We start from the raw sequence: 19,946 nt of genomic DNA on the forward strand, positions 1-19,946 counted from the left end.
CTCGCGATGGGCGCTTTTTTTACTCGATCAGGTTGCTGATTTATGTTCGAAAACCTCTTACAAAACCTGGGGCTCTCAGCCTTCAGCCTCAAGGGCTTCGGTCCTTTGCTGTTGGAAGGCACCTGGATGACCATCAAATTATCGGTCTTGTCGCTTTTAGTGTCCGTTTTGCTCGGACTGCTGGGCGCCAGTGCCAAACTGTCCAAAGTCAAACTGCTGCGCGTACCCGCGCAGGTCTACACCACGCTGATTCGCGGCGTGCCGGATCTGGTGTTGATGCTGCTGATTTTCTACAGCCTGCAAACCTGGCTGACGACGTTCACCGAGTACATGGATTGGGAATACATCGAGATCAACCCGTTCAGCGCCGGCGTCATCACCCTGGGCTTCATTTACGGCGCGTACTTCACTGAAACCTTCCGCGGGGCGATTCTCGCCGTGCCACGGGGCCAGGTTGAAGCCGCCACCGCCTATGGCCTGAAACGCGGCCAACGTTTTCGTCTTGTGGTGTTCCCGCAAATGATGCGTTTTGCCCTACCGGGCATCGGCAACAACTGGATGGTGATACTCAAAGCCACTGCCCTGGTCTCGATCATCGGCCTTGCCGATCTGGTCAAGGCTGCGCAGGACGCCGGTAAAAGCACCTATCAACTGTTCTATTTCCTGGTGCTGGCAGCGCTGATTTACCTGCTGATCACCAGTGCTTCCAACTTCGTCCTGCGCTGGCTTGAACGCCGCTACGCCGCCGGCTCCCGGGAGGCCGTACGATGATCGAACTCTTGCAGGACTACTGGAAACCCTTCCTTTATACCGACGGTTACCACATCACCGGCCTGGCCATGACCATGTGGCTGCTCAGCGCCTCGATCTTCATCGGGTTCCTGGTGTCGATCCCGCTGTCCATCGCCCGGGTGTCGCCGCACTTCTACATCCGCTTGCCGGTGCAGTTCTACACCTACCTGTTCCGTGGTACGCCGCTGTATATCCAGCTGCTGATTTGTTACACCGGGATCTACAGCCTGGCCGCGATCCGTGCGCAACCGGTGCTGGACGCGTTTTTCCGTGATGCGATGAACTGCACCATCCTGGCCTTCGCCCTGAACACCTGCGCTTACACCACGGAGATTTTCGCCGGGGCGATCCGCAGCATGAACCACGGTGAAGTCGAAGCGGCCAAGGCTTACGGTCTGACTGGCTGGAAGCTTTATGCCTACGTGATCATGCCCTCAGCCCTGCGTCGTTCGTTGCCGTACTACAGCAACGAAGTGATTCTGATGCTGCACTCGACCACTGTCGCCTTCACCGCGACCATCCCGGACATCCTGAAAGTCGCAAGGGACGCCAACTCGGCGACCTTCCTGACCTTCCAGTCGTTCGGTATCGCCGCGCTGATCTACCTATGCGTGACCTTTGCGCTGGTCGGCCTGTTCCGCCTCGCTGAACGCCGATGGCTGGCCTTCCTCGGGCCGACTCACTAGGATTTTTTCAGATGCGCCACCAGAAACATGACTTGCTGGCCCCACTGCCTGGGACCGCACGACAGATCCACAGCTTTCATTTCGGCCCGGCCAACGTCGCGGGCAAGATCTACATCCAGTCGTCCCTGCACGCCGATGAAATGCCCGGCATGCTGGTGGCCTGGCACCTCAAGCAGCGTCTGGCGGAGCTGGAAGCCGCCGGCCGCCTGCGCAGCGAAATCGTGTTGGTGCCCGTGGCCAACCCGGTCGGCCTGGAACAGGTGTTGATGGATGTGCCTCTGGGCCGCTACGAACTGGAAAGCGGCCAGAACTTCAACCGCTGGTTCGTCGATTTGAGCGAAGAAGTCGGCAATGAGATCGAAGGCCAACTCGGCGACGATCCGCAGCACAACCTCACACTGATTCGTACCAGCCTGCGCAATGCTCTCGCCCGCCAAACGGCTGGCACTCAACTGCAATCCCAGCGCCTGACCCTGCAACGGCTGGCCTGTGACGCGGACATGGTGCTCGACCTGCATTGCGATTTCGAAGCCGTCACGCACCTTTACACCACGCCCGAGGCCTGGCCGCAGGTTGAGCCGCTGGCGCGCTACATCGGTGCCGAGGCGAGTTTGCTGGCCACCGACTCTGGCGGTCAGTCGTTTGATGAATGCTTCACCCTGCTCTGGTGGCAGTTGAAGGAACGCTTCGGCGAGCACTTCGATATTCCGCTGGGCAGCTTATCGGTCACCGTCGAGTTGCGTGGCCAGGGCGACGTCTATCACCCGCTGGCCAGCGCCGATTGCCAGGCGTTGATCGATTACCTGATTCACTTCGGCGCCATTGCCGGCGAACCCACGTCATTGCCCGAACTGCCCTACCCGGCCACGCCGCTGGCCGGAGTGGAGCCGGTGGCCACGCCGGTGGGCGGGTTGCTGGTGTTCACTGCGGTGCCAGGGCAATACCTGGAAGCCGGGCAACTGATCGCCGAAGTCATCGACCCGATCCATGATCGTGTCACCCCTATCCATTGCACCGCCGCCGGGCTGATGTACGCCCGTTCGCTGCGACGCATGGCCACTGCCGGCATGGTGATCGCCCATGTCGCGGGCACCGAAGCCTATCGCAGCGGCTACCTACTTTCGCCTTGAGGATGCATGCCCCATGTACAAACTGACCATCGAAGGCCTGCATAAAAGCTACGGCGATCACCAGGTGCTCAAAGGCGTTTCGCTCAAGGCCAAGACCGGCGACGTCATCAGCCTGATCGGCGCCAGCGGCTCGGGCAAAAGCACCTTCCTGCGCTGCATCAACTTCCTCGAACAGCCGAACGACGGCGCCATGAGCCTGGACGGCCAGAACATCCGCATGATCAGCGATCGCCACGGCATGCACGTGGCCGATCCCGATGAACTGCAACGGATCCGCACTCGCCTGGCGATGGTGTTCCAGCACTTCAACCTGTGGAGCCACATGACGGTCCTGGAAAACATCACCATGGCCCCGCGCCGGGTGCTGGGTTGCAGCAAGGAAGAAGCCGAAGACCGTGCTCGGCGTTATCTCGACAAAGTTGGCCTGGCAGCACGCGTAGCCGACCAATACCCGGCGTTTCTCTCGGGTGGCCAGCAACAACGGGTTGCGATTGCTCGCGCCTTGGCGATGGAACCGGAAGTCATGCTGTTCGACGAACCGACCTCGGCACTCGACCCGGAGCTGGTGGGTGAAGTACTGCGAGTGATTCAGGGTTTGGCTGAAGAAGGCCGGACCATGATCATGGTGACCCACGAAATGAGCTTCGCCCGCAAAGTGTCGAGCCAGGTGTTGTTTCTGCACCAAGGGTTGGTGGAGGAAGAAGGGGCGCCGGAGGATGTGTTGGGGAGTCCGAAGAGTGAGCGGTTGAAGCAGTTCCTCAGCGGCAACCTCAAATAATATTCATCTCGTACTAATAACTTGGCGGGTCGTAATCTCGACCCGCTATTGTTCACCGCGGTTACTTATTGCCTGTTGTATCAATCTTGAACTCAGTACAGCTAATCTCAAATTCAATACCATTAAGCGTCGTTGTCCCATTAAAAGCACCTGACAAGCCATCTGCATCGTTCTGATCCACTCGCATAACGCCCGCCACTGTATTAGTTCGACTTCCCCTGAAAATAACCAGTGCATCAGTGGTCACATTGTTGATGACGTGTACGCCAGTGCCTGTATCCACACTCACCCCAATATTCATCCGAAAACCGTTCACAGGACGGGAATCCAGGAACCGCAGGCCTGCGTCACTGACATAGCGGTAGGAAACGGTACCTTCTTCCTTAAACTCCTCCTGTTGCCCGCCATGAGTGGCCGTGGCCCTCAGGCTCCCGGGAACTTCCACCAGAGTTGCTGCTTTAGCATCCGTCATTTCAACATCTCCAATTGATTAATGAATAACGATCGGCGAATTGCTCTCAGACCGACCGCCGACCAAACAAGGAAATCATGTACGCACCTATCCAACAACTGTCAGCACTGACAGTTGACAAGTTAAAATTTCAGGAATAAAGAACCAAATTCGATTGAGTCAATAGTGCCGCTGCTCAGCGGCAACCTGAAATAACCCGCCATCCCCAGTAGGAGCCGCCGAAGGCTGCGATCTTTTGATCTTGATCTTTTTCCAGAGTGCTGAAGTTCAAAAAATCGCAGCCTTCGGCAGCTCCTACAGGACCGCGGCAAGCAACGGGGAAGTATCGAGAAGGACTTAGTTGCCCGGTTCAAGCCCGGCGACGGGTTTCTAATTGGATATTCGGCGACTGGAGCAGACCTTGGCCCGCATCAACCGCTTGGGATTCGACCTGCATCAGATCAAACGCCCTACTCCGCTGGTCTTTCCGCTGTTGGTGGAGTGGATGCGCGAGAGCATGAGTTCCGAGAAACTGGCGGACCGAATCAAGCGAATGGTCGGTGATCTGAAAAAAACCGCTGAAACCGGAAAAACCTGATGGGCACGCCCTATCCGGTTCGCCTGGCGGGTTAGAAACTCTGGCTGTTGTCTGCTTTCGGCGGCTTTACCGGCGGGTATCAGGTCGACCGTGATGAAAGCTGTCGGATCTTTGTCATTGGCGACAAAGAAATATGACCAGTGTAGGAGCGAAGCTTGCTCGCGAAAGCGGTTTTCACTTCACATCTGAGGTGAATGTACCGCCGTCTTCGCGAGCAAGCTTCGCTCCTAAAAGGGCAGAAACAGGTATCAAGCAACCGGCGCCGGAGGCGGCTCGTCCGGCAGGGTGGGTTCGCCGGGCTCGGTGGGTTGTTCGTTGGGGGTATCGGGATCAGGCTGGCCGGGGATGCCCCCGGCCATGCTGACGGACGGATGTGCCAACAAGGACCAGGCCAAAACGCCAATCTGATTGGGCTCAAGCCTTGCCAGTTCGGCACTTATTCGGGGATCGATCTTCATAGAGCACTCCTGAGCGATGGCCCCGTCCGCTGTACGCGAACCGGGCAGTACACCCAGTAGAGTGTCTACCCGCCCAAGAATTCCCGCGAACTGCCAGATGAATGGATCAGGTGCGCGGCAAGGTGACGCCGCGCTGGCCCTGGTACTTGCCGCCACGGTCCTTGTAGGAGACTTCGCACTCTTCGTCGGATTCGAAGAACAGCATCTGAGCCACGCCCTCGTTGGCGTAAATTTTCGCCGGCAAGGTGGTGGTGTTGGAGAATTCCAGGGTCACGTGGCCTTCCCACTCAGGCTCGAGCGGCGTCACGTTGACGATAATGCCGCAGCGCGCGTAGGTGCTTTTACCCAGGCAGATGGTCAGCACGTTGCGCGGAATGCGGAAGAATTCCACGGTGCGGGCCAGGGCGAAGGAGTTCGGCGGGATGATGCAGACATCGCTGGTCACGTCGACGAAGCTCTTTTCATCGAAGTTCTTCGGGTCGACGATCGCCGAGTTGATGTTGGTGAACACCTTGAATTCACCGGCGCAGCGCACGTCGTAGCCGTAGCTCGACACGCCGTAGGAAATCAGCCGCTCGGCACCTTCGCCGCGCATCTGGCGCTCGACGAACGGTTCGATCATGCCGTGCTCTTGCGCCATGCGGCGAATCCACTTGTCCGATTTGATGCTCATGGCGGGGTGTCCTGAATAGCGAGGTGGAAAAATTCTGTCCGGCATCTTACTAGGCGCGCGCCTCGGGTTCAAAGTGCGAGGCATAATTCTCGGCAATCCCCCCTGATTCCCGGGCCTTTGGGCCGATCCGATGCACCGTCAGTCACGAAAACAGAGAAACCTTCGCAGGAAGCATTGGCACGTCCCGGAAAAAGGGTTAAGGTGGCGCCACTGTGCTGCTTGTGTCACTGAGAATCTCTACACGATATGTTGAATTTCGATCCAACCATCTACAAGAATTTTTCCTGCTCTTTGCACTCAGTCTCGGCCAGGGTTCTTCCTGCGTCGCAGTTATCTTTGTTCAAGGAGTTACACCATGTCTAATCGCCAAACTGGTACCGTTAAGTGGTTCAACGATGAAAAAGGCTTCGGCTTCATCACTCCACAATCCGGTGACGACCTGTTCGTTCACTTCAAAGCTATCCAATCCGACGGCTTCAAAAGCCTGAAAGAAGGCCAACAGGTTTCTTTCATCGCTACCCGCGGTCAGAAAGGCATGCAAGCTGAAGAAGTTCAAGTTATCTAACTTGTACTTGCTTTAGTAAAAAGCCCCGCCCTTAAAAGCGGGGCTTTTTTGTGAGCGCTTGTTTTTGCCTTACGCCAGCCACCCGTCCTTCTATATGATTCGCCACCTGGAAAATCACATGGAAACAGCAGGATGCCGTTCAACCAAAGGAAAGCCCTGGGCGCAGCGCTGATCACACTCGCACTCCCCTTCTCCACTCACGCCAATCCCCGCCCCGACCATCCGACCATCATTGTCGGCATGGATACCCACGCCACCTATGTCGCCAAGGGCCCAGCCATTCAAGGCGTCCCTCAGGCAGAACTGCGGGCGGCAGCATTACTGGAACTTTCCACGGCACACGCCTGTGGTAGCAACGAGGTCTACCTCACACCGGAATCGGTGGGCGTACCCAACGAATCGTTTGGCCGCCTGCTCGAAGAAGTCCAGCAACTGATCGACGACGAAACACCGCTCTTGCTAACGCTCTCGGCGTGCGACGGCAAACGGGCTTTTTTCGAAAAGGTACGCGCCTGCACGCCCGAAGAATGCGGTGAACTGACGGCATCACTCGTGGACGGCAAGCTGTATCTGGATGAAGAGTACGCACCTACCACAAAGGGTCAGGCCACTTTTTTCCTGCCGATGCCTCTGGCGCACGACAGCAAACGCAAAGCCTGGCACGCCAAAGTCTTTTACGTCGAATCAGGCACCGTGCGCCGCGACTATTACGTCGACGCCAAGGACTTCGTGTCAGGTAAGCCCGTCCTTGCATCAAAGACCTACTATTCAAGTGGAAAACTCGGACAAAGCTATCAGAACGATGCCAAAGGCCAAATCCAGGGCGAGGTAATCACTTATTCAGAAAGCGGGATTGTCACCAAGCGCGCCCATTACCTAAATGACGAGCGGGAAGGCTGGGAGACCACCTACCACGATAACGGAAAAAAAGCAGAGTCCTACAACTGGCACGCTGGCAAACACGTGGATGGCGAGTATCTGGAGTACGACGAAGACGGCGCCGTGATCGGCCGCCTCACTTATCACAATGATGTTCTGGACGGCCCTATTCTCGGCTATTACCCCGACGGCAAGGTCAAGTCACGCGCTCAGTACGTCAACGGCAAAATGGTCGGCCCCAACCTTTCCTACTTTCCGGACGGTTCGCTGCAAAGCAGCACGGACTACGTCGACAACGCACCGAAGGGCTGGCAAATCGAGTATCACCCCAACGCAACGGTGAAACAGAAAGTCTTTGTCGACGAGCACTCTGTGCAGCGCAGTCATGCCAGCTGGAACGACCAGGGCGTACAAACCGTGCAATGGCAGTGGGATGAACAGCACCGCGAACAAGGCGACTTCAAAGAGTGGTACGCCAACGGCCAGATCAAGGAACAAAAAACTTACAAGGACGGAAAACTTGAAGGCCCGTCCATCACCTGGTGGCAAAACGGCCAGATGAATACGTCTGTCCATTACGTCGAAGGACGCGAGCAAGGCGTCATGCGCATGTGGAAACAGGATGGTAGCCCGAACGGCGAATGCCGATACGAGGCAGGGGTCCGCCTGGGTGAATGCACCCGACCCGAATCACCGGCGCCTACAGCCAGCTAATCGCCCTTCCAAGAAAAAGCCCCGCAACCTTACGGTTGCGGGGCTTTTTTTTGTGCAATTACGACACTTACCAAGCCACGCCAAACCCTGCGGTATAGCGCGTCTTGTTCAAATCCGCATCATTGGTTCCGCTGATGATGTCCCGCTCGGCCTTCAGGTTAAGCGAAGCCCAATCCGTCACCTTGTAGCGCAACCCCATCTCGGCGTCGAGCGCGTAGTCGGCCACGCCGGACAGCGGCTTGCCTAGCTCGCCATTGGTAAAGAACTCGACCTTTTTGCCAATCAGGTAGCGGTTATAGTCCCATTTCATGGCCACGGAATAGAAGTTGTCCTTGCTGCCATCCCGGTATTCGTAATCGGTGCGGTTGAGCAGCGAGCCGAGCGAGAATGCGCCGAGTTCGTTGTCCCAGAATTGATACCCCGGACCTGTACCCACTACGCGCTGACGGGCCAACTCTTCAACGTGGTCGCTTTTGTAATTGATTCGACCTTGCCAGAACCAGTTATCCGTCAGGAATCGGTCAAGGGAGTATTCGGCACGCCAGTTGTCGGTAGTGACCTCGCCATCCTGGAATTCCCGGTTGTACTCGCCCTCCGCCGTATGGCGCCAGCGACCATGCCGGGCCGAGGTTTTGAAGCCGATGTCGTAGTCGTCAGTGTCTTTCTCTGCGCGCTGGTAATCCAGCGCCATGTCGACATTGCCCTTCCACACCAGGTCTTCGACCACAGGCTTGGGCTTGAGGATCTGCTGGATACTCGCCAGCTCGACCGTTTTCGGCGCTTCGCCATTGGCCAAGGTGACCTTGCCGTCTTCGGCCGCTTTTAATGATTTGGCTTTCTCGCCGTTATAGGCATCCTGCTTGACCAGCAATTCCTGATCGCTTTCCAGGGTTTTGACCTGTTTCCAGTCAATCGGAACAGCACCGGCATAGGCCGTCTGGATCAACAGTTTGCCGCCATCGAACAGGGTGATCTTGCCACTCAACTTGTCACCGTTTTTCAACCACACGGTGTCGGCGAGCAAAGGCGTGGAAGCACTGAAAACAGCGAGGCACAGCAAGGTTCTGGACAACATAAGCGAATCAAAGGCTCTGGTTTGCGAAAAAAAGTCGGCATTATCCGTAGGAATAAAGCGCTAGCAAGGACTGACCCGACTATTTCTATTGAGTTCATTTCTCAATTGACACTCCAGGACTTAATCTACTGACAGCAAAGTAAATTTCTTCAGGAACCGCGGACGTGACAGACACGACCACCGAAACCGAAAGCCCAGCCCAAATCCGACGCACGGCGCTCTACCTGACGCTGGCCCAAGTGCCTGAGGGTAAAGTCGTGAGTTACGGACAACTGGCCGAACTGGCCGGCCTGGGCCGCGCCGCTCGCTGGGTCGGACGTACATTGAGCCAATTGCCCGGCGACACCAAGCTGCCCTGGCACCGCGTGCTGGGTGCCGGCGGTCGGATCAGCCTGCCTGTCGGCAGCCCTTCCGGGGACGAGCAACGCGCGCGTTTACGCACCGAGGGCATCAGTATCCTGAACAATCGTGTTGATATTCAGCGTCATGGCTGGCGCCCGGTAGAGCACAGCGGTTAGAGTGCGCGCTTTGTTTCCGTAATCTTGAGGCAGACTTCAGCCCATGCCCCGTAAAACCTGGCGCGCCGCGCTCGCCGCCTATGCCAGCCCTTCAACACTCGTGCTGTTGCTGCTTGGTTTCGCCGCCGGCCTGCCCTACATGTTGGTGTTTTCGACGCTGTCGGTCTGGTTGCGTGAGGCCGGTGTGGCCCGCGAAACCATCGGCTATGCAAGCCTGATCGGTTTGGCCTACGCCTTTAAATGGGTGTGGTCCCCCCTGCTCGATCAATGGCGCCTGCCATTACTCGGAAAACTCGGCCGCCGACGTTCCTGGCTGGTGCTGGCCCAATCGCTGGTAATCCTAGGCCTGATCGGCATGGGCTTCTGCGACCCGCAGAAGCACCTGTCCTGGCTGATCGCCATTGCCGTGGTCGTCGCTTTCGCCTCCGCGACACAAGACATCGCGGTGGACGCCTATCGCCTGGAAATCGCGGAAGACAGTCGCCAGGCTGCGCTGGCCGCCAGTTATATGTCCGGCTATCGGATCGCGGCGTTGCTGGCTACCGCCGGTGCGCTGTTCTTCGCGGAAGGCTTCGGCTCTACCGGCTTCAACTACCAGCACTCGGCCTGGACCGGCACCTATGTGCTGTTTGGCGCCTTGATGATCCCGGCGCTGCTCACCACCTTTTTTATGCGCGAACCGCCGGTGCCACTGCGCACGCAGCTTCAGGCCGGGCGCTACAGCTTTGCGCATCAACTGATGTCGGTGTTCGTGCTGATCGTGTTGCTGGTATCCGTGCCCGCCATGTTCACCCAGCTCTATAACACCGACTTTGCGAGTGTGCTGTTCGGCGGCGTAAGCCTGCTCGACCTGCTGCTCGAAGACCGCGCCTTCCTGCGCGCGATCCTTTACACCCTGCTCACCGCCCTGTGCCTTTCGACCATGGGTCGCCGCGGCCTGGCGCCGGTGCTGACGCCGGTCAACGACTTTATCCTGCGCTACCGCTGGCAGGCCTTCCTGCTGCTGGGGCTGATTGCTACCTATCGAATGTCCGACACGGTCATGGGCGTAATGGCCAACGTGTTCTATATCGACCAGGGCTTCACCAAGGATCAGATTGCCGGCGTCAGCAAAATTTTCGGCCTGATCATGACGCTGCTCGGCGCCGGCATGGGCGGCCTGCTGATCGTACGTTTCGGCATCCTGCCGATCCTGTTCATCGGCGGTGTCGCCTCGGCCGCCACCAACCTGTTGTTCGTGATGCTCGCCGACATGGGCGCCAACCTGCAGATGCTGATTGTCACCATTTCCCTGGACAACTTCAGTTCGGGCATGGCGACCTCGGCGTTCGTTGCCTACCTGTCGAGCCTGACCAACCTCAAGTTCTCGGCCACCCAATACGCCCTGCTCAGCTCGATCATGCTCTTGCTGCCGCGCCTGATCGGTGGTTACTCCGGAGTCATGGTGGAGAAGTTCGGCTACCACAACTTCTTCATCATCACCGCGCTGCTCGGCGTGCCGACACTGCTGCTGATCGCGCTGCACTGGTATCAGGAAAACCGCCGCGCCGGCCCCACGCCAACACCCGAACGGGTACAAACCCCGATCGCGGAAGAGTCGTAGGAAACGTCCCGAAGGGCTGGAGAAATCCGCCCTTGCGGCCTCACCGCCGGCCGCACTTCTGTACGTCAGCAGATCTCGCCCGTACAATGCTCCGTCATTTCTCGTCATCAGCAACCGACAACGGCCAACCATGCGCACCAGTCAATTTTTGCTCGCCACACAGAAAGAAACACCTTCCGACGCGGTCGTGATCAGCCACCAGCTGATGCTGCGCGCCGGCATGATCCGCAAACTCGCCTCGGGCCTGTACACCTGGCTGCCGATGGGCTTGCGAGTAATGCGCAAGGTCGAAGCCGTCGTTCGTGAAGAAATGAACGCCGCCGGCTCGCTTGAAGTGTTGATGCCGAGCACTCAACCGGCTGAGCTGTGGCAGGAATCCGGTCGCTGGGAAGAATACGGCCCGGAATTGCTGCGCTTCAAGGATCGTCACGGTCGCGATTTCTGCGCCGGCCCGACCCATGAAGAAGTGATCACCGACCTGATGCGCAACGAGTTGAGCAGCTACAAACAGCTGCCGATCAATCTGTATCAGATCCAGACCAAGTTCCGTGACGAAATCCGTCCACGCTTCGGCTTGATGCGCGGTCGCGAATTCATCATGAAGGACGCCTACTCCTTCCACGCCGATCAGCCATCGCTGCAGGTCACCTATGACCGCATGCACCAGGCTTATTGCAACGTATTCACTCGCTTGGGCCTGAAGTTCCGCCCTGTTGAAGCCGACAACGGCTCCATCGGCGGTGCCGGCTCCCACGAGTTCCACGTACTGGCCGAGTCCGGCGAAGACGATATCGTGTTCAGCAATGGCTCCGACTACGCCGCGAACATCGAGAAAGCCGAAGCCGTACCGCGCGAAACTTCCCGCGCTGCGCCTGCCGAAGAGCTGCGCCTGGTCGACACCCCGAACGCCAAGACCATTGCGCAACTGGTCGAAGGCTTTGGCCTGCCGATCGAAAAAACCATCAAGACCCTCGTGGTTCACGCCGAAGAAGCAGGCAAGCTGATTGCCCTGATCATCCGTGGCGACCACGAGTTGAACGAAATCAAGGCCGCCCAACAGCCAGGCGTTGCCAGCCCACTGGTCATGGCTTCCGAATCCGAACTGCGCGACGCCATTGGCGCTGGTGCCGGCTCGCTCGGCCCGTTGAACCTGCCGCTGCCAATCATCATCGACCGTTCGGTCGAGCTGATGAGCGACTTCGGGATTGGCGCCAACATCGACGACAAGCACTACTTCGGCGTGAACTGGGAGCGTGATCTGCCGGTTCCAACCGTCGCTGACCTGCGTAACGTTGTCGCCGGCGACCCAAGCCCGGACGGCAAGGGCACCCTGGAAATCAAGCGCGGCATCGAAGTCGGGCACATCTTCCAGCTGGGCAACAAGTACAGCAAAGCGATGAAGTGCGAAGTACTGGGCGAGAACGGCAAGCCGGTCACCCTGGAAATGGGTTGCTACGGTATCGGCGTGTCCCGCGTGGTGGCTGCGGCCATCGAGCAGAACAACGACGACAAAGGGATCATCTGGAGCGACACCCTCGCACCATTCCAGATCGCTTTGGTGCCACTGCGCTACGACAACGAACAGGTTCGCGAAGCCACCGACAAGCTGTACGCAGAACTGACTGCGGCCGGTTTCGAAGTGCTGCTGGACGACCGCGACAAGAAAACCAGCCCAGGCATCAAGTTCGCGGACATGGAGCTGATCGGCATTCCTCACCGGATCGTGGTCAGTGACCGCGGCCTCGCCGATGGCAATCTGGAATACAAGAGCCGCACCGAGGCCGAGGCGCAAGCGCTGCCGGTCGCTGACGTGCTGTCCTTCCTCCAGGCCCGTATCCGCCGCTGACACCAGATAGAGAAGTCATGTTCAAGCGAAACACCTTAGGCCTCGGTGGTGCCGCACTTTGCGGCACCCTGTTGGTCAGCGGCTGTGCCAATCAGATGTCACAACGCAGCGAGCACGAGGAACGGGTCGAGCGCAAATTGCTCGATCACAGCCTGCTGATCGATGTCGGCGAGCCCAAGACACTTGAGCTGCCGCAACGACGGGTGAAAATCCACGAGCAAAAAACCTTCGAAGTCACTGAATACGAAGTGACCCGTCGCTATGACCGCTACACGCCGTACCAACCCTGGCGGGAGATCTACGAGATCCCGCTGGGCATGGTGGCGATAGTGGCAGGCGTCGGCGCGAACGTGGTCAACGTGTTTGCCTTCGGCACCTTGCCGGACAGTGTGACGAAGGACTGGCTCAGCTACGGTTTCGCCGGGATCAACCCGTTCATGAACGTGCAGTCCCACGGTCGCGCGCAGCAAAACCTGGCTGGCATCGACGAAGTCCAGCGTGATAAACGCACGGAATACTCGAGCCTGCCTTGGAGCGAGCGCCCGGTGCAGGTCAAGGCCGGCAAGGACACCTTCGAACTGACCACCGACAAGAACGGCGTATTGCGCCTGAACCTGTTGGACAGCCCGTTCGCCGAACATGACATCAATCATCTGACCCGGCTGTTGATCACGGTCGAAGATGGCCAGGACGATGTGCACACCGATTCGTCCCTGGCGATCAGCAGTACCTTGCGCAGCAAGCTGCTCGAAGCGCACGGGCTGATTTACGACGATCTCGAAGACGACGAAGTGAGCCAGTGGGTACACCGGGTCAAACGCTTGTCGGAACTCGGGTTGGAAGAAGAAGCCAGCGAGCTGGAACAGAGCCTGATCGAACTGACGCGCAACGATCCTGAATTGCAGACCGAATTCCTCAAGTCCTTGACCAGGGATGCGGGACGATTGGTGGCGGATCCGGGGCCGAATTAAAGTCAAAAACTTCGCGGGCAAGCCTCGCGCCTACAGGTATCGCGCACGATCTGTACCTGTAGGCGCGAGGCTTGCCCGCGAAGAGGCCCTAAAACCACTGCAAAGCTAACGCTCAAACAACTCCATCTGCTCAAACCCGCCCCGCAAATCCTCCAGCCGCACCCCGACCCCCAACAACCGCACCGGTTTACCGCCGCGATTGAACGCCTGGGTCAGCAACAACTGATAGCTCCCCAAATCCCGCCCTGCCCCGGCCTGCTCCAGTGTGGTTTGGGTAAAGTCATGGAATTTCACTTTGACGAACGGCTTGCCCGGCCGGTAGCTGTTGTCGATACGCGCCATCCGTCCTTTTAGGGTTTCCAGCAACTCGGGCAGCTTATCCAGGCAGCTCACCAGATCCGGCAGATCCACGTCATAGGTATTTTCGACGCTGATGGACTGCCGACGGTTGTCGTTATGCACCAGCCGCTCATCGATCCCACGGGCCAGGCTCCAGAGTCGCTCACCGAAACTGCCGAATTCGCGCACCAGCGCCAACTTGTTCCACTCACGCAACTGCGCGCAGTCATTGATGCCGAGCTTACTGAGCTTGTCGGCCGTCACCTTGCCCACACCATGCAGCTTGCTCACGGGTAAACCGCTGACGAAGTCGTCCACCTGATCCGGTGTGATCACGAACAAGCCGTTGGGCTTCTTCCAGTCACTGGCGATCTTGGCGAGAAATTTGTTCGGTGCCACCCCTGCCGAGACGGTGATGTGCAATTGATTGGAGACCCGGCGCCGGATGTCCTGGGCAATTCGCGTGGCGCTGCCGCCAAAGTGTGCGCAGTCCGACACGTCCAGGTAAGCCTCATCGAGGGAAAGCGGCTCGATCAAGTCGGTGTAATCGCTGAAGATCGTATGAATTTCCTTCGACGCTTCTCTATAGGCATCCATCCGCGGCTTGACGATGGTCAGGTCCGGACACAGCTTCAAGGCATGCCCGGAAGACATTGCCGAACGCACACCATAGGCCCGTGCTTCGTAATTGCAGGTGGCAATCACCCCGCGCCGATCTGCCGACCCGCCCACCGCCAATGGCTTACCCGCCAGGCGCGGGTCATCACGCATCTCGATGGCGGCGTAGAAGCAGTCACAATCGACGTGGATGATTTTGCGCTGAGTCATATAAAGGCAGTGTTCATGGCAAGGAAAAGACGTAATGACGAGCCGGACCGGCAGTATCTCACTGACACCTGTATATAGCACCAGTACTCTGAATCTTCTTATCCTCCCGTAAGAAAAGGCCACATGAATTTATTTTCTCAATCGAAAAGCACTCGCCGATAGAGCTGCAAGCCTTGCCACGCGTGCCTTACAGCGCAGTCACCCCTCCCTTTTTGCAGCTAAGCGATTGAACAGGAAGAGGTTTTATCTAAATTGAAGGTTGACACACCAGCGCTGCGCTGTAGAATGCCGACACACAGACGCGGGATGGAGCAGTCTGGTAGCTCGTCGGGCTCATAACCCGAAGGTCGTCGGTTCAAATCCGGCTCCCGCAACCAAACATCAAAAAAGGCTACTCGAAAGAGTGGCCTTTTTTGTGCGTGCTCGTTTTGTACGATCGAACGCAGAAACAGACCGTTCATCCACGCGCCAGGCAAAAACAAGAAATCGTTCAGATTCCGAAACTTATCGCTCCCCCACCACCGTTCGACACTAATTCACGCTTATTTGACCTGATTCAAGATTAACCGTTGACACCCCGGCGTTCCGCTGTAGAATGCCGCCACACAGACGCGGGATGGAGCAGTCTGGTAGCTCGTCGGGCTCATAACCCGAAGGTCGTCGGTTCAAATCCGGCTCCCGCAACCAAACATCAAAAAAGGCTGCTCGAAAGAGTGGCCTTTTTTGTATCTGTTGAAAAAGTCCTTTCGCAACAATGATCTGTCACTGTGCAGTGAACCGTTTGGGATCACCTACAGTCTGAGTTCAGACTATGCTCTGTGCCAGACAGGCCCTCTACGACCGATGACGTGCCATCACCCTAAACCGGTGAGAGGCGTTAATATTTGTGATTATTTTTTTCTACAGGGATTGGTAACTTGGCTCGATACCTCCATCCTGTCGCGCACAATCCAAGAGGTGATTGATGCGCGCCAACTCGTCTGATCCACAAGACACCGTCACAGCGACACAACCTATCAAGGCCGAGCGTTTGCGCCTGCTTGATCTGGTCAGCAAATACCGTCAGCCCATCGGGCTTGCGGTCACTTTGCTATTGTTCGCTATCGCGCTGATTGCCTGTCGCCATCTATTAAGCGAACTCGATCTGTATGCGCTCCACGACTCTATTCTGGAAGTCCCTAAACCGGCATTGATCGGCGCATTGGGCGCGACCGTCGTCGGCTTCATCATTTTGCTCGGCTACGAATGGTCCGCCAGCCGCTATGCCGGCGTCACATTGGCGCCACGCACGCTGGCCCTGGGCGGCTTCACCGCATTCGCCATTGGCAACGCCATCGGTCTGTCGATGCTGTCGGGCGGCTCGGTTCGCTACCGTTTATATGCACGTCACGGTCTGGGGGCTTCCGATGTCGCCCACATGACGCTGTTCGCCAGCCTCTCCCTCGGTTGCGCCCTGCCCCCGCTGGCGGCATTGGCAACCCTGAGCAACCTGCCCGCCGCGTCTGCCGCCCTTGGCCTCTCAGAGACCTTGCTGGGTGTGATCGCCGCTGGCGTCCTGCTGCTGGCGACCGTGCTGGCGATCGGCATTTATCGCCGGCGCCTGCCGGAGCAACCTTACCCGGACAACCTGCTGGTCAAGGCCGGACGTCGCACGCTGCGCCTGCCAGGTCGTCGCCTGACGTTCCTGCAACTGGTGATCACCGCTCTGGATGTGGCCGCTGCCGCGACCGTGCTCTACCTGTTGCTGCCGGAAGCCCCACCGTTTGGCGCCTTCATGCTGATCTATCTGCTGGCCCTGGCCGCCGGCGTACTCAGTCATGTGCCCGGCGGTGTCGGGGTATTCGAAGCGATTCTGCTGGCCGCGTTCGCCGACAAGCTCGGCGCTGCACCCTTGGCCGCCGCCCTGCTGCTGTATCGACTGATTTATGTGGTGCTGCCATTGCTGGTCGCCTGCCTGCTCTTGTTGATCAACGAAGGCCAGCGCCTGTTCCAGTCCCGCCAATCACTTCGGGCGGCCTCGGGTCTGGCGGCGCCGATCCTGGCGTTGCTGGTGTTCATGTCCGGCGTGGTGCTGCTGTTCTCCGGCGCAACCCCGGAAATCGACACTCGCCTGGAACACATCGGCTTTCTGATTCCGCATCGGCTAGTGGACGCCTCCCACTTCGGCGCCAGCCTGGTCGGCGTACTGTGCCTGTTGCTGGCGCAGGGCCTGCGTCGTCGATTGTCGGCAGCGTGGATGCTGACCACCATTCTGTTGCTGGTCGGCGCCGTGCTTTCGCTGCTCAAGGGTTTCGATTGGGAAGAAGCCTGCCTCATGACCCTGACCGCGAGCCTGCTCGGGGTGTTCCGGCGCTCGTTCTATCGTGCCAGTCGCCTGACCGAACTGCCGTTCTCGCCGCTGTATCTGGTCTCAAGCCTGTGCGTACTCGGCGCTTCGATGTGGCTGCTGCTGTTTGCTTATCAGGACGTTCCGTACAGCCATCAACTCTGGTGGCAGTTCACCCTCGACGCTGACGCGCCCCGCGGCTTGCGTTCGCTGCTGGGTGCCGCCGTGCTGTTGGTGGTGGTATCGCTGACCTGGTTGCTGCGTACTGCGCGCCCGATCATCCATCTGCCGACACCGGACGAACTGGATCGCGCGGTAAAGATCCTGATGGCCTCGTCGCAACCCGATGGCGGCCTCGCGCTGACCGGTGACAAGGCGTTGCTGTTCCACCCCAACGATGAGGCGTTTCTGATGTACGCCCGCCGTGGCCGCAGCCTGGTGGCGCTGTACGACCCGATCGGCCCGACCCAGCAACGGGCGGAAATGATCTGGCAGTTCCGCGACCTCTGCGACCTCCACCACGCCCGCCCCGTGTTCTATCAAGTGCGCGCCGAGAACCTGCCGTACTATATGGACATCGGCCTGACGGCGATCAAACTCGGCGAAGAAGCCCGGGTGGATCTGCATCGCTTTGATCTCGAAGCCAAAGGCAAAGAGATGAAAGACCTGCGCTACACCTGGAACCGTGGCACCCGCGATGGCCTGTCGCTGGAGATCCATGAGCCGGGGCAGGCACCGATGGACGAGCTGCGGGTGATTTCCGATGCCTGGCTGACCGGCAAGAATGTCCGCGAGAAAGGCTTCTCCCTCGGCCGCTTCAGTGATGATTACATCAAGCATTTCCGCGTCGCGGTGATTCGTTTCGAAGGGCGCCCAGTGGCGTTCGCCAACCTGCTCGAGACCTACAGCCATGATTTGGCCAGCCTCGACCTGATGCGCGCGCACCCTGATGCCCCCAAACTGACCATGGAATACATGATGGTCGGCCTGATTCAACATTATAAAAATCATGGATACGCGCGCTTCAGCCTGGGCATGGTGCCGCTGTCGGGTCTACAACCCCGTCGTGGCGCACCGCTGACCCAGCGTCTGGGCTCGATGGTTTTCCGCCGTGGTGAGCAGCTCTACAACTTCCAAGGCTTACGCCGCTTTAAAGACAAGTTCCAGCCTGACTGGGAACCCCGTTATATGGCCGTGCCCGCCGGACTCGATCCGCTGGTTGCCCTGGCCGATACTGCTGCCCTGATTGCGGGCGGCTTGACTGGATTGGTGAAACGCTGATGATTCAACGCTCCTTGCGGTACGTACTGGCCACACTGGTAGTGCTGGCCCTGATTGTCGGTGGCGGTTACTGGTACATGAAACGCCCGTTACCAGAACCGACCCTCGAACTGCTGACGCCGGCTGACGGCATCACGCTGACCCGAGTGACACCCGGCACCAAGGCAAAGGCCCAGGTGATCGTGGCTGTCGCCGACGAACAAAAGCTCAGTGACCAGCAACTCAAGGCATTGAGCCGCAGTGCTTCGGCACACATCGTCCAGGTGATTCTGCCCAAGGACTGCCTGCTGCAAGACCGCGCCCTGCAAGCGGCCGAGCGCGAGCTCAAAGCTCCGGCGACCCTGGTCAGCGGCATCGGCCCTGGCGCCGTGCTGGCCTGGCGCTGGCTGGCCGAGCAGAAGGACGACAAGGCCCAGGCCATCTCGGTGGACCTGGCGCTGGAAAAGGCCACCTGCACCAATAAGCTGATGCCGAAGAAAGCGGCTCACGGCCACTGGCTGGTAGCCTGGAACGACAACCCGGACGACACCAGCGCCGGTTTCGTGCGCGACCAACCGAATGCCGAAACCAGCATCAGCGACTACGACATCAACCTGCCGCAAGTGCTGAACAACGAACTGCGCAAAATCCTCGTCGGCACCGACAAGGGCAACGGCGGCCTGCAAATTCCAGTGGTTGAAGTCCCGGCCGGTCAGGCCAAGGACACCGTCACCCTGTTCCTGTCCGGTGACGGCGGCTGGCGCGACCTGGACCGCGACGTTGCGGGCGAGATGGCCAAAATCGGCTACCCGGTGGTCGGCATCGACACCCTGCGCTACTACTGGCAGCACAAGAGCCCGGAGCAAAGCGCTCTGGACCTGGCCGAACTGATGCAGCACTACCGCCAGAAGTGGGGCACCAAACGCTTCATCCTGACCGGTTACTCGTTCGGCGCTGACGTACTGCCGGCGATCTACAACCGTCTGGCAGAGTCGGAACAGCAGCGGGTTGATGCGATCATCCTGCTGGCCTTCGCCCGCACCGGCAGCTTCGAAATTGAAGTCGAAGGCTGGCTCGGCAACGCCGGCAAAGAAGCCGCCACCGGCCCGGAAATGGCCAAGCTGCCACCGGAAAAAGTGGTGTGCATCTACGGCGCAGAAGAAGTCGACGAGAGCGGCTGCACCGACAAGACCGCCGTGGGCGAAGCAGTGAAGCTGCCTGGCGGCCACCACTTCGACGAGAACTACCCGGCGCTGGCACAGCGCTTGGTGGACATCATCGTCAAGCGTCAGGCCAAGGACGCGGCGACGCCTGATACCGCCGCTCAAGAGTGATCTGAGCGACGCGTAACAAAAAGCCCCCGCAGCCTTATGGTTGCGGGGGCTTTTTTCATTCCGGCAGAGACACCACCAATCCCCTGTGCATTCCGGTGATGTGACCGAAAAAAAAAGCCCCC

General features: G+C 58.6%; 17 protein-coding genes, 2 tRNA genes and 1 pseudogene. 15 read left to right on the forward strand and 5 right to left on the reverse strand.

The window, feature by feature from the left end:
- Positions 1 to 42 precede the first annotated feature (42 nt).
- Genes AC1MEW_RS30960 through AC1MEW_RS30975 form a run of 4 tightly spaced genes read left to right on the forward strand, consistent with a single transcriptional unit; the run spans position 43 to position 3,386 of the window.
- On the forward strand, positions 43 to 771 hold the full coding sequence (locus AC1MEW_RS30960) for an ABC transporter permease (protein WP_201201230.1): 729 nt from the start codon (positions 43 to 45) through the stop codon (positions 769 to 771).
- Positions 768 to 1,478, forward strand: a complete 711-nt coding sequence (locus AC1MEW_RS30965) for an ABC transporter permease (protein ID WP_480424740.1) — start codon at positions 768 to 770, stop codon at positions 1,476 to 1,478. Before AC1MEW_RS30960 ends, AC1MEW_RS30965 begins: the two co-directional genes overlap by 4 nt.
- 11 nt (positions 1,479 to 1,489) lie before the next feature.
- A complete protein-coding gene (locus AC1MEW_RS30970) occupies positions 1,490 to 2,608 on the forward strand; it encodes a succinylglutamate desuccinylase/aspartoacylase family protein (RefSeq protein ID WP_201201226.1) in 1,119 nt (372 codons plus the stop codon).
- Positions 2,609 to 2,621: 13 nt separating this feature from the next.
- Positions 2,622 to 3,386, forward strand: a complete 765-nt coding sequence (locus AC1MEW_RS30975) for an ABC transporter ATP-binding protein (protein WP_201201224.1) — start codon at positions 2,622 to 2,624, stop codon at positions 3,384 to 3,386.
- Positions 3,387 to 3,447: 61 nt separating this feature from the next.
- Here the strand turns inward: AC1MEW_RS30975 and AC1MEW_RS30980 are convergent, their stop codons facing one another.
- The gene (locus AC1MEW_RS30980; RefSeq protein WP_201255550.1) at positions 3,448 to 3,858 is read right to left on the reverse strand and encodes a hypothetical protein; all 411 of its coding nucleotides are present in this window, start codon (positions 3,856 to 3,858) and stop codon (positions 3,448 to 3,450) included.
- A gap of 373 nt (positions 3,859 to 4,231) precedes the next feature.
- Between AC1MEW_RS30980 and AC1MEW_RS30985 the strand changes: the two are divergent.
- Positions 4,232 to 4,435 (forward strand): annotated as a pseudogene (locus tag AC1MEW_RS30985) (hypothetical protein); the annotation flags it as partial.
- A 248-nt stretch (positions 4,436 to 4,683) separates the two neighbouring features.
- On the opposite strand, the gene AC1MEW_RS30990 reads toward AC1MEW_RS30985, so the two are convergent.
- Positions 4,684 to 4,893 carry a hypothetical protein gene (locus tag AC1MEW_RS30990; RefSeq protein ID WP_201201219.1) on the reverse strand — a complete coding sequence of 70 codons (210 nt, stop codon included), beginning with the start codon at positions 4,891 to 4,893 and terminating at the stop codon, positions 4,684 to 4,686.
- 106 nt (positions 4,894 to 4,999) lie between these two features.
- Complete coding sequence (gene dcd / locus AC1MEW_RS30995; RefSeq protein WP_054047011.1) at positions 5,000 to 5,566, reverse strand: dCTP deaminase; 567 nt, start codon at positions 5,564 to 5,566, stop codon at positions 5,000 to 5,002.
- Positions 5,567 to 5,921: 355 nt separating this feature from the next.
- On the opposite strand from dcd, the gene AC1MEW_RS31000 reads away from it, so the two are divergent.
- Positions 5,922 to 6,131, forward strand: a complete 210-nt coding sequence (locus AC1MEW_RS31000) for a cold-shock protein (protein ID WP_002554837.1) — start codon at positions 5,922 to 5,924, stop codon at positions 6,129 to 6,131.
- A gap of 132 nt (positions 6,132 to 6,263) precedes the next feature.
- Positions 6,264 to 7,724 carry a toxin-antitoxin system YwqK family antitoxin gene (locus AC1MEW_RS31005; RefSeq protein ID WP_201255551.1) on the forward strand — a complete coding sequence of 487 codons (1,461 nt, stop codon included), beginning with the start codon at positions 6,264 to 6,266 and terminating at the stop codon, positions 7,722 to 7,724.
- 67 nt (positions 7,725 to 7,791) lie between these two features.
- On the opposite strand, the gene AC1MEW_RS31010 is transcribed toward AC1MEW_RS31005, so the two are convergent.
- Complete coding sequence (locus AC1MEW_RS31010) at positions 7,792 to 8,799, reverse strand: DUF481 domain-containing protein (protein ID WP_201201217.1); 1,008 nt, start codon at positions 8,797 to 8,799, stop codon at positions 7,792 to 7,794.
- A gap of 164 nt (positions 8,800 to 8,963) precedes the next feature.
- Here AC1MEW_RS31010 and AC1MEW_RS31015 point away from each other — a divergent pair, with 164 nt between their 5' ends.
- The 4 genes from AC1MEW_RS31015 to AC1MEW_RS31030 all read left to right on the forward strand — a co-directional run bounded on the left by AC1MEW_RS31015 (position 8,964) and on the right by AC1MEW_RS31030 (position 13,737).
- A complete protein-coding gene (locus AC1MEW_RS31015; protein WP_201201215.1) occupies positions 8,964 to 9,317 on the forward strand; it encodes an MGMT family protein in 354 nt (117 codons plus the stop codon).
- Between the two features lie 43 nt (positions 9,318 to 9,360).
- Positions 9,361 to 10,920 (forward strand): AmpG family muropeptide MFS transporter, encoded by a 1,560-nt coding sequence (locus tag AC1MEW_RS31020; protein ID WP_201201213.1) that lies wholly within the window; start codon positions 9,361 to 9,363, stop codon positions 10,918 to 10,920.
- Between the two features lie 130 nt (positions 10,921 to 11,050).
- The gene (locus tag AC1MEW_RS31025; RefSeq protein ID WP_323570572.1) at positions 11,051 to 12,766 is read left to right on the forward strand and encodes a proline--tRNA ligase; all 1,716 of its coding nucleotides are present in this window, start codon (positions 11,051 to 11,053) and stop codon (positions 12,764 to 12,766) included.
- A 17-nt stretch (positions 12,767 to 12,783) separates the two neighbouring features.
- Complete coding sequence (locus tag AC1MEW_RS31030; RefSeq protein WP_201201211.1) at positions 12,784 to 13,737, forward strand: hypothetical protein; 954 nt, start codon at positions 12,784 to 12,786, stop codon at positions 13,735 to 13,737.
- A 105-nt stretch (positions 13,738 to 13,842) separates the two neighbouring features.
- Here AC1MEW_RS31030 and dinB read toward each other — a convergent pair whose 3' ends face one another.
- Positions 13,843 to 14,904: a DNA polymerase IV gene (dinB, locus tag AC1MEW_RS31035; RefSeq protein ID WP_201256026.1), complete on the reverse strand. Its 1,062-nt coding sequence runs from the start codon at positions 14,902 to 14,904 to the stop codon at positions 13,843 to 13,845.
- A gap of 300 nt (positions 14,905 to 15,204) precedes the next feature.
- Between dinB and AC1MEW_RS31040 the strand changes: the two genes are divergently transcribed.
- From AC1MEW_RS31040 to AC1MEW_RS31055, 4 genes are all read left to right on the forward strand, one after another.
- Positions 15,205 to 15,281 (forward strand) — tRNA-Met (locus tag AC1MEW_RS31040).
- A 233-nt stretch (positions 15,282 to 15,514) separates the two neighbouring features.
- Positions 15,515 to 15,591: transfer RNA gene (locus tag AC1MEW_RS31045), tRNA-Met, on the forward strand.
- A gap of 277 nt (positions 15,592 to 15,868) precedes the next feature.
- On the forward strand, positions 15,869 to 18,511 hold the full coding sequence (gene mprF, locus AC1MEW_RS31050; protein ID WP_201201206.1) for a bifunctional lysylphosphatidylglycerol flippase/synthetase MprF: 2,643 nt from the start codon (positions 15,869 to 15,871) through the stop codon (positions 18,509 to 18,511).
- Positions 18,511 to 19,824 (forward strand): virulence factor family protein, encoded by a 1,314-nt coding sequence (locus AC1MEW_RS31055; RefSeq protein WP_201256027.1) that lies wholly within the window; start codon positions 18,511 to 18,513, stop codon positions 19,822 to 19,824. The genes mprF and AC1MEW_RS31055 overlap by 1 nt, the downstream gene beginning before the upstream one ends.
- Positions 19,825 to 19,946 lie beyond the last annotated feature (122 nt).

This window comes from Pseudomonas sp. ASL4 (assembly GCF_056680395.1).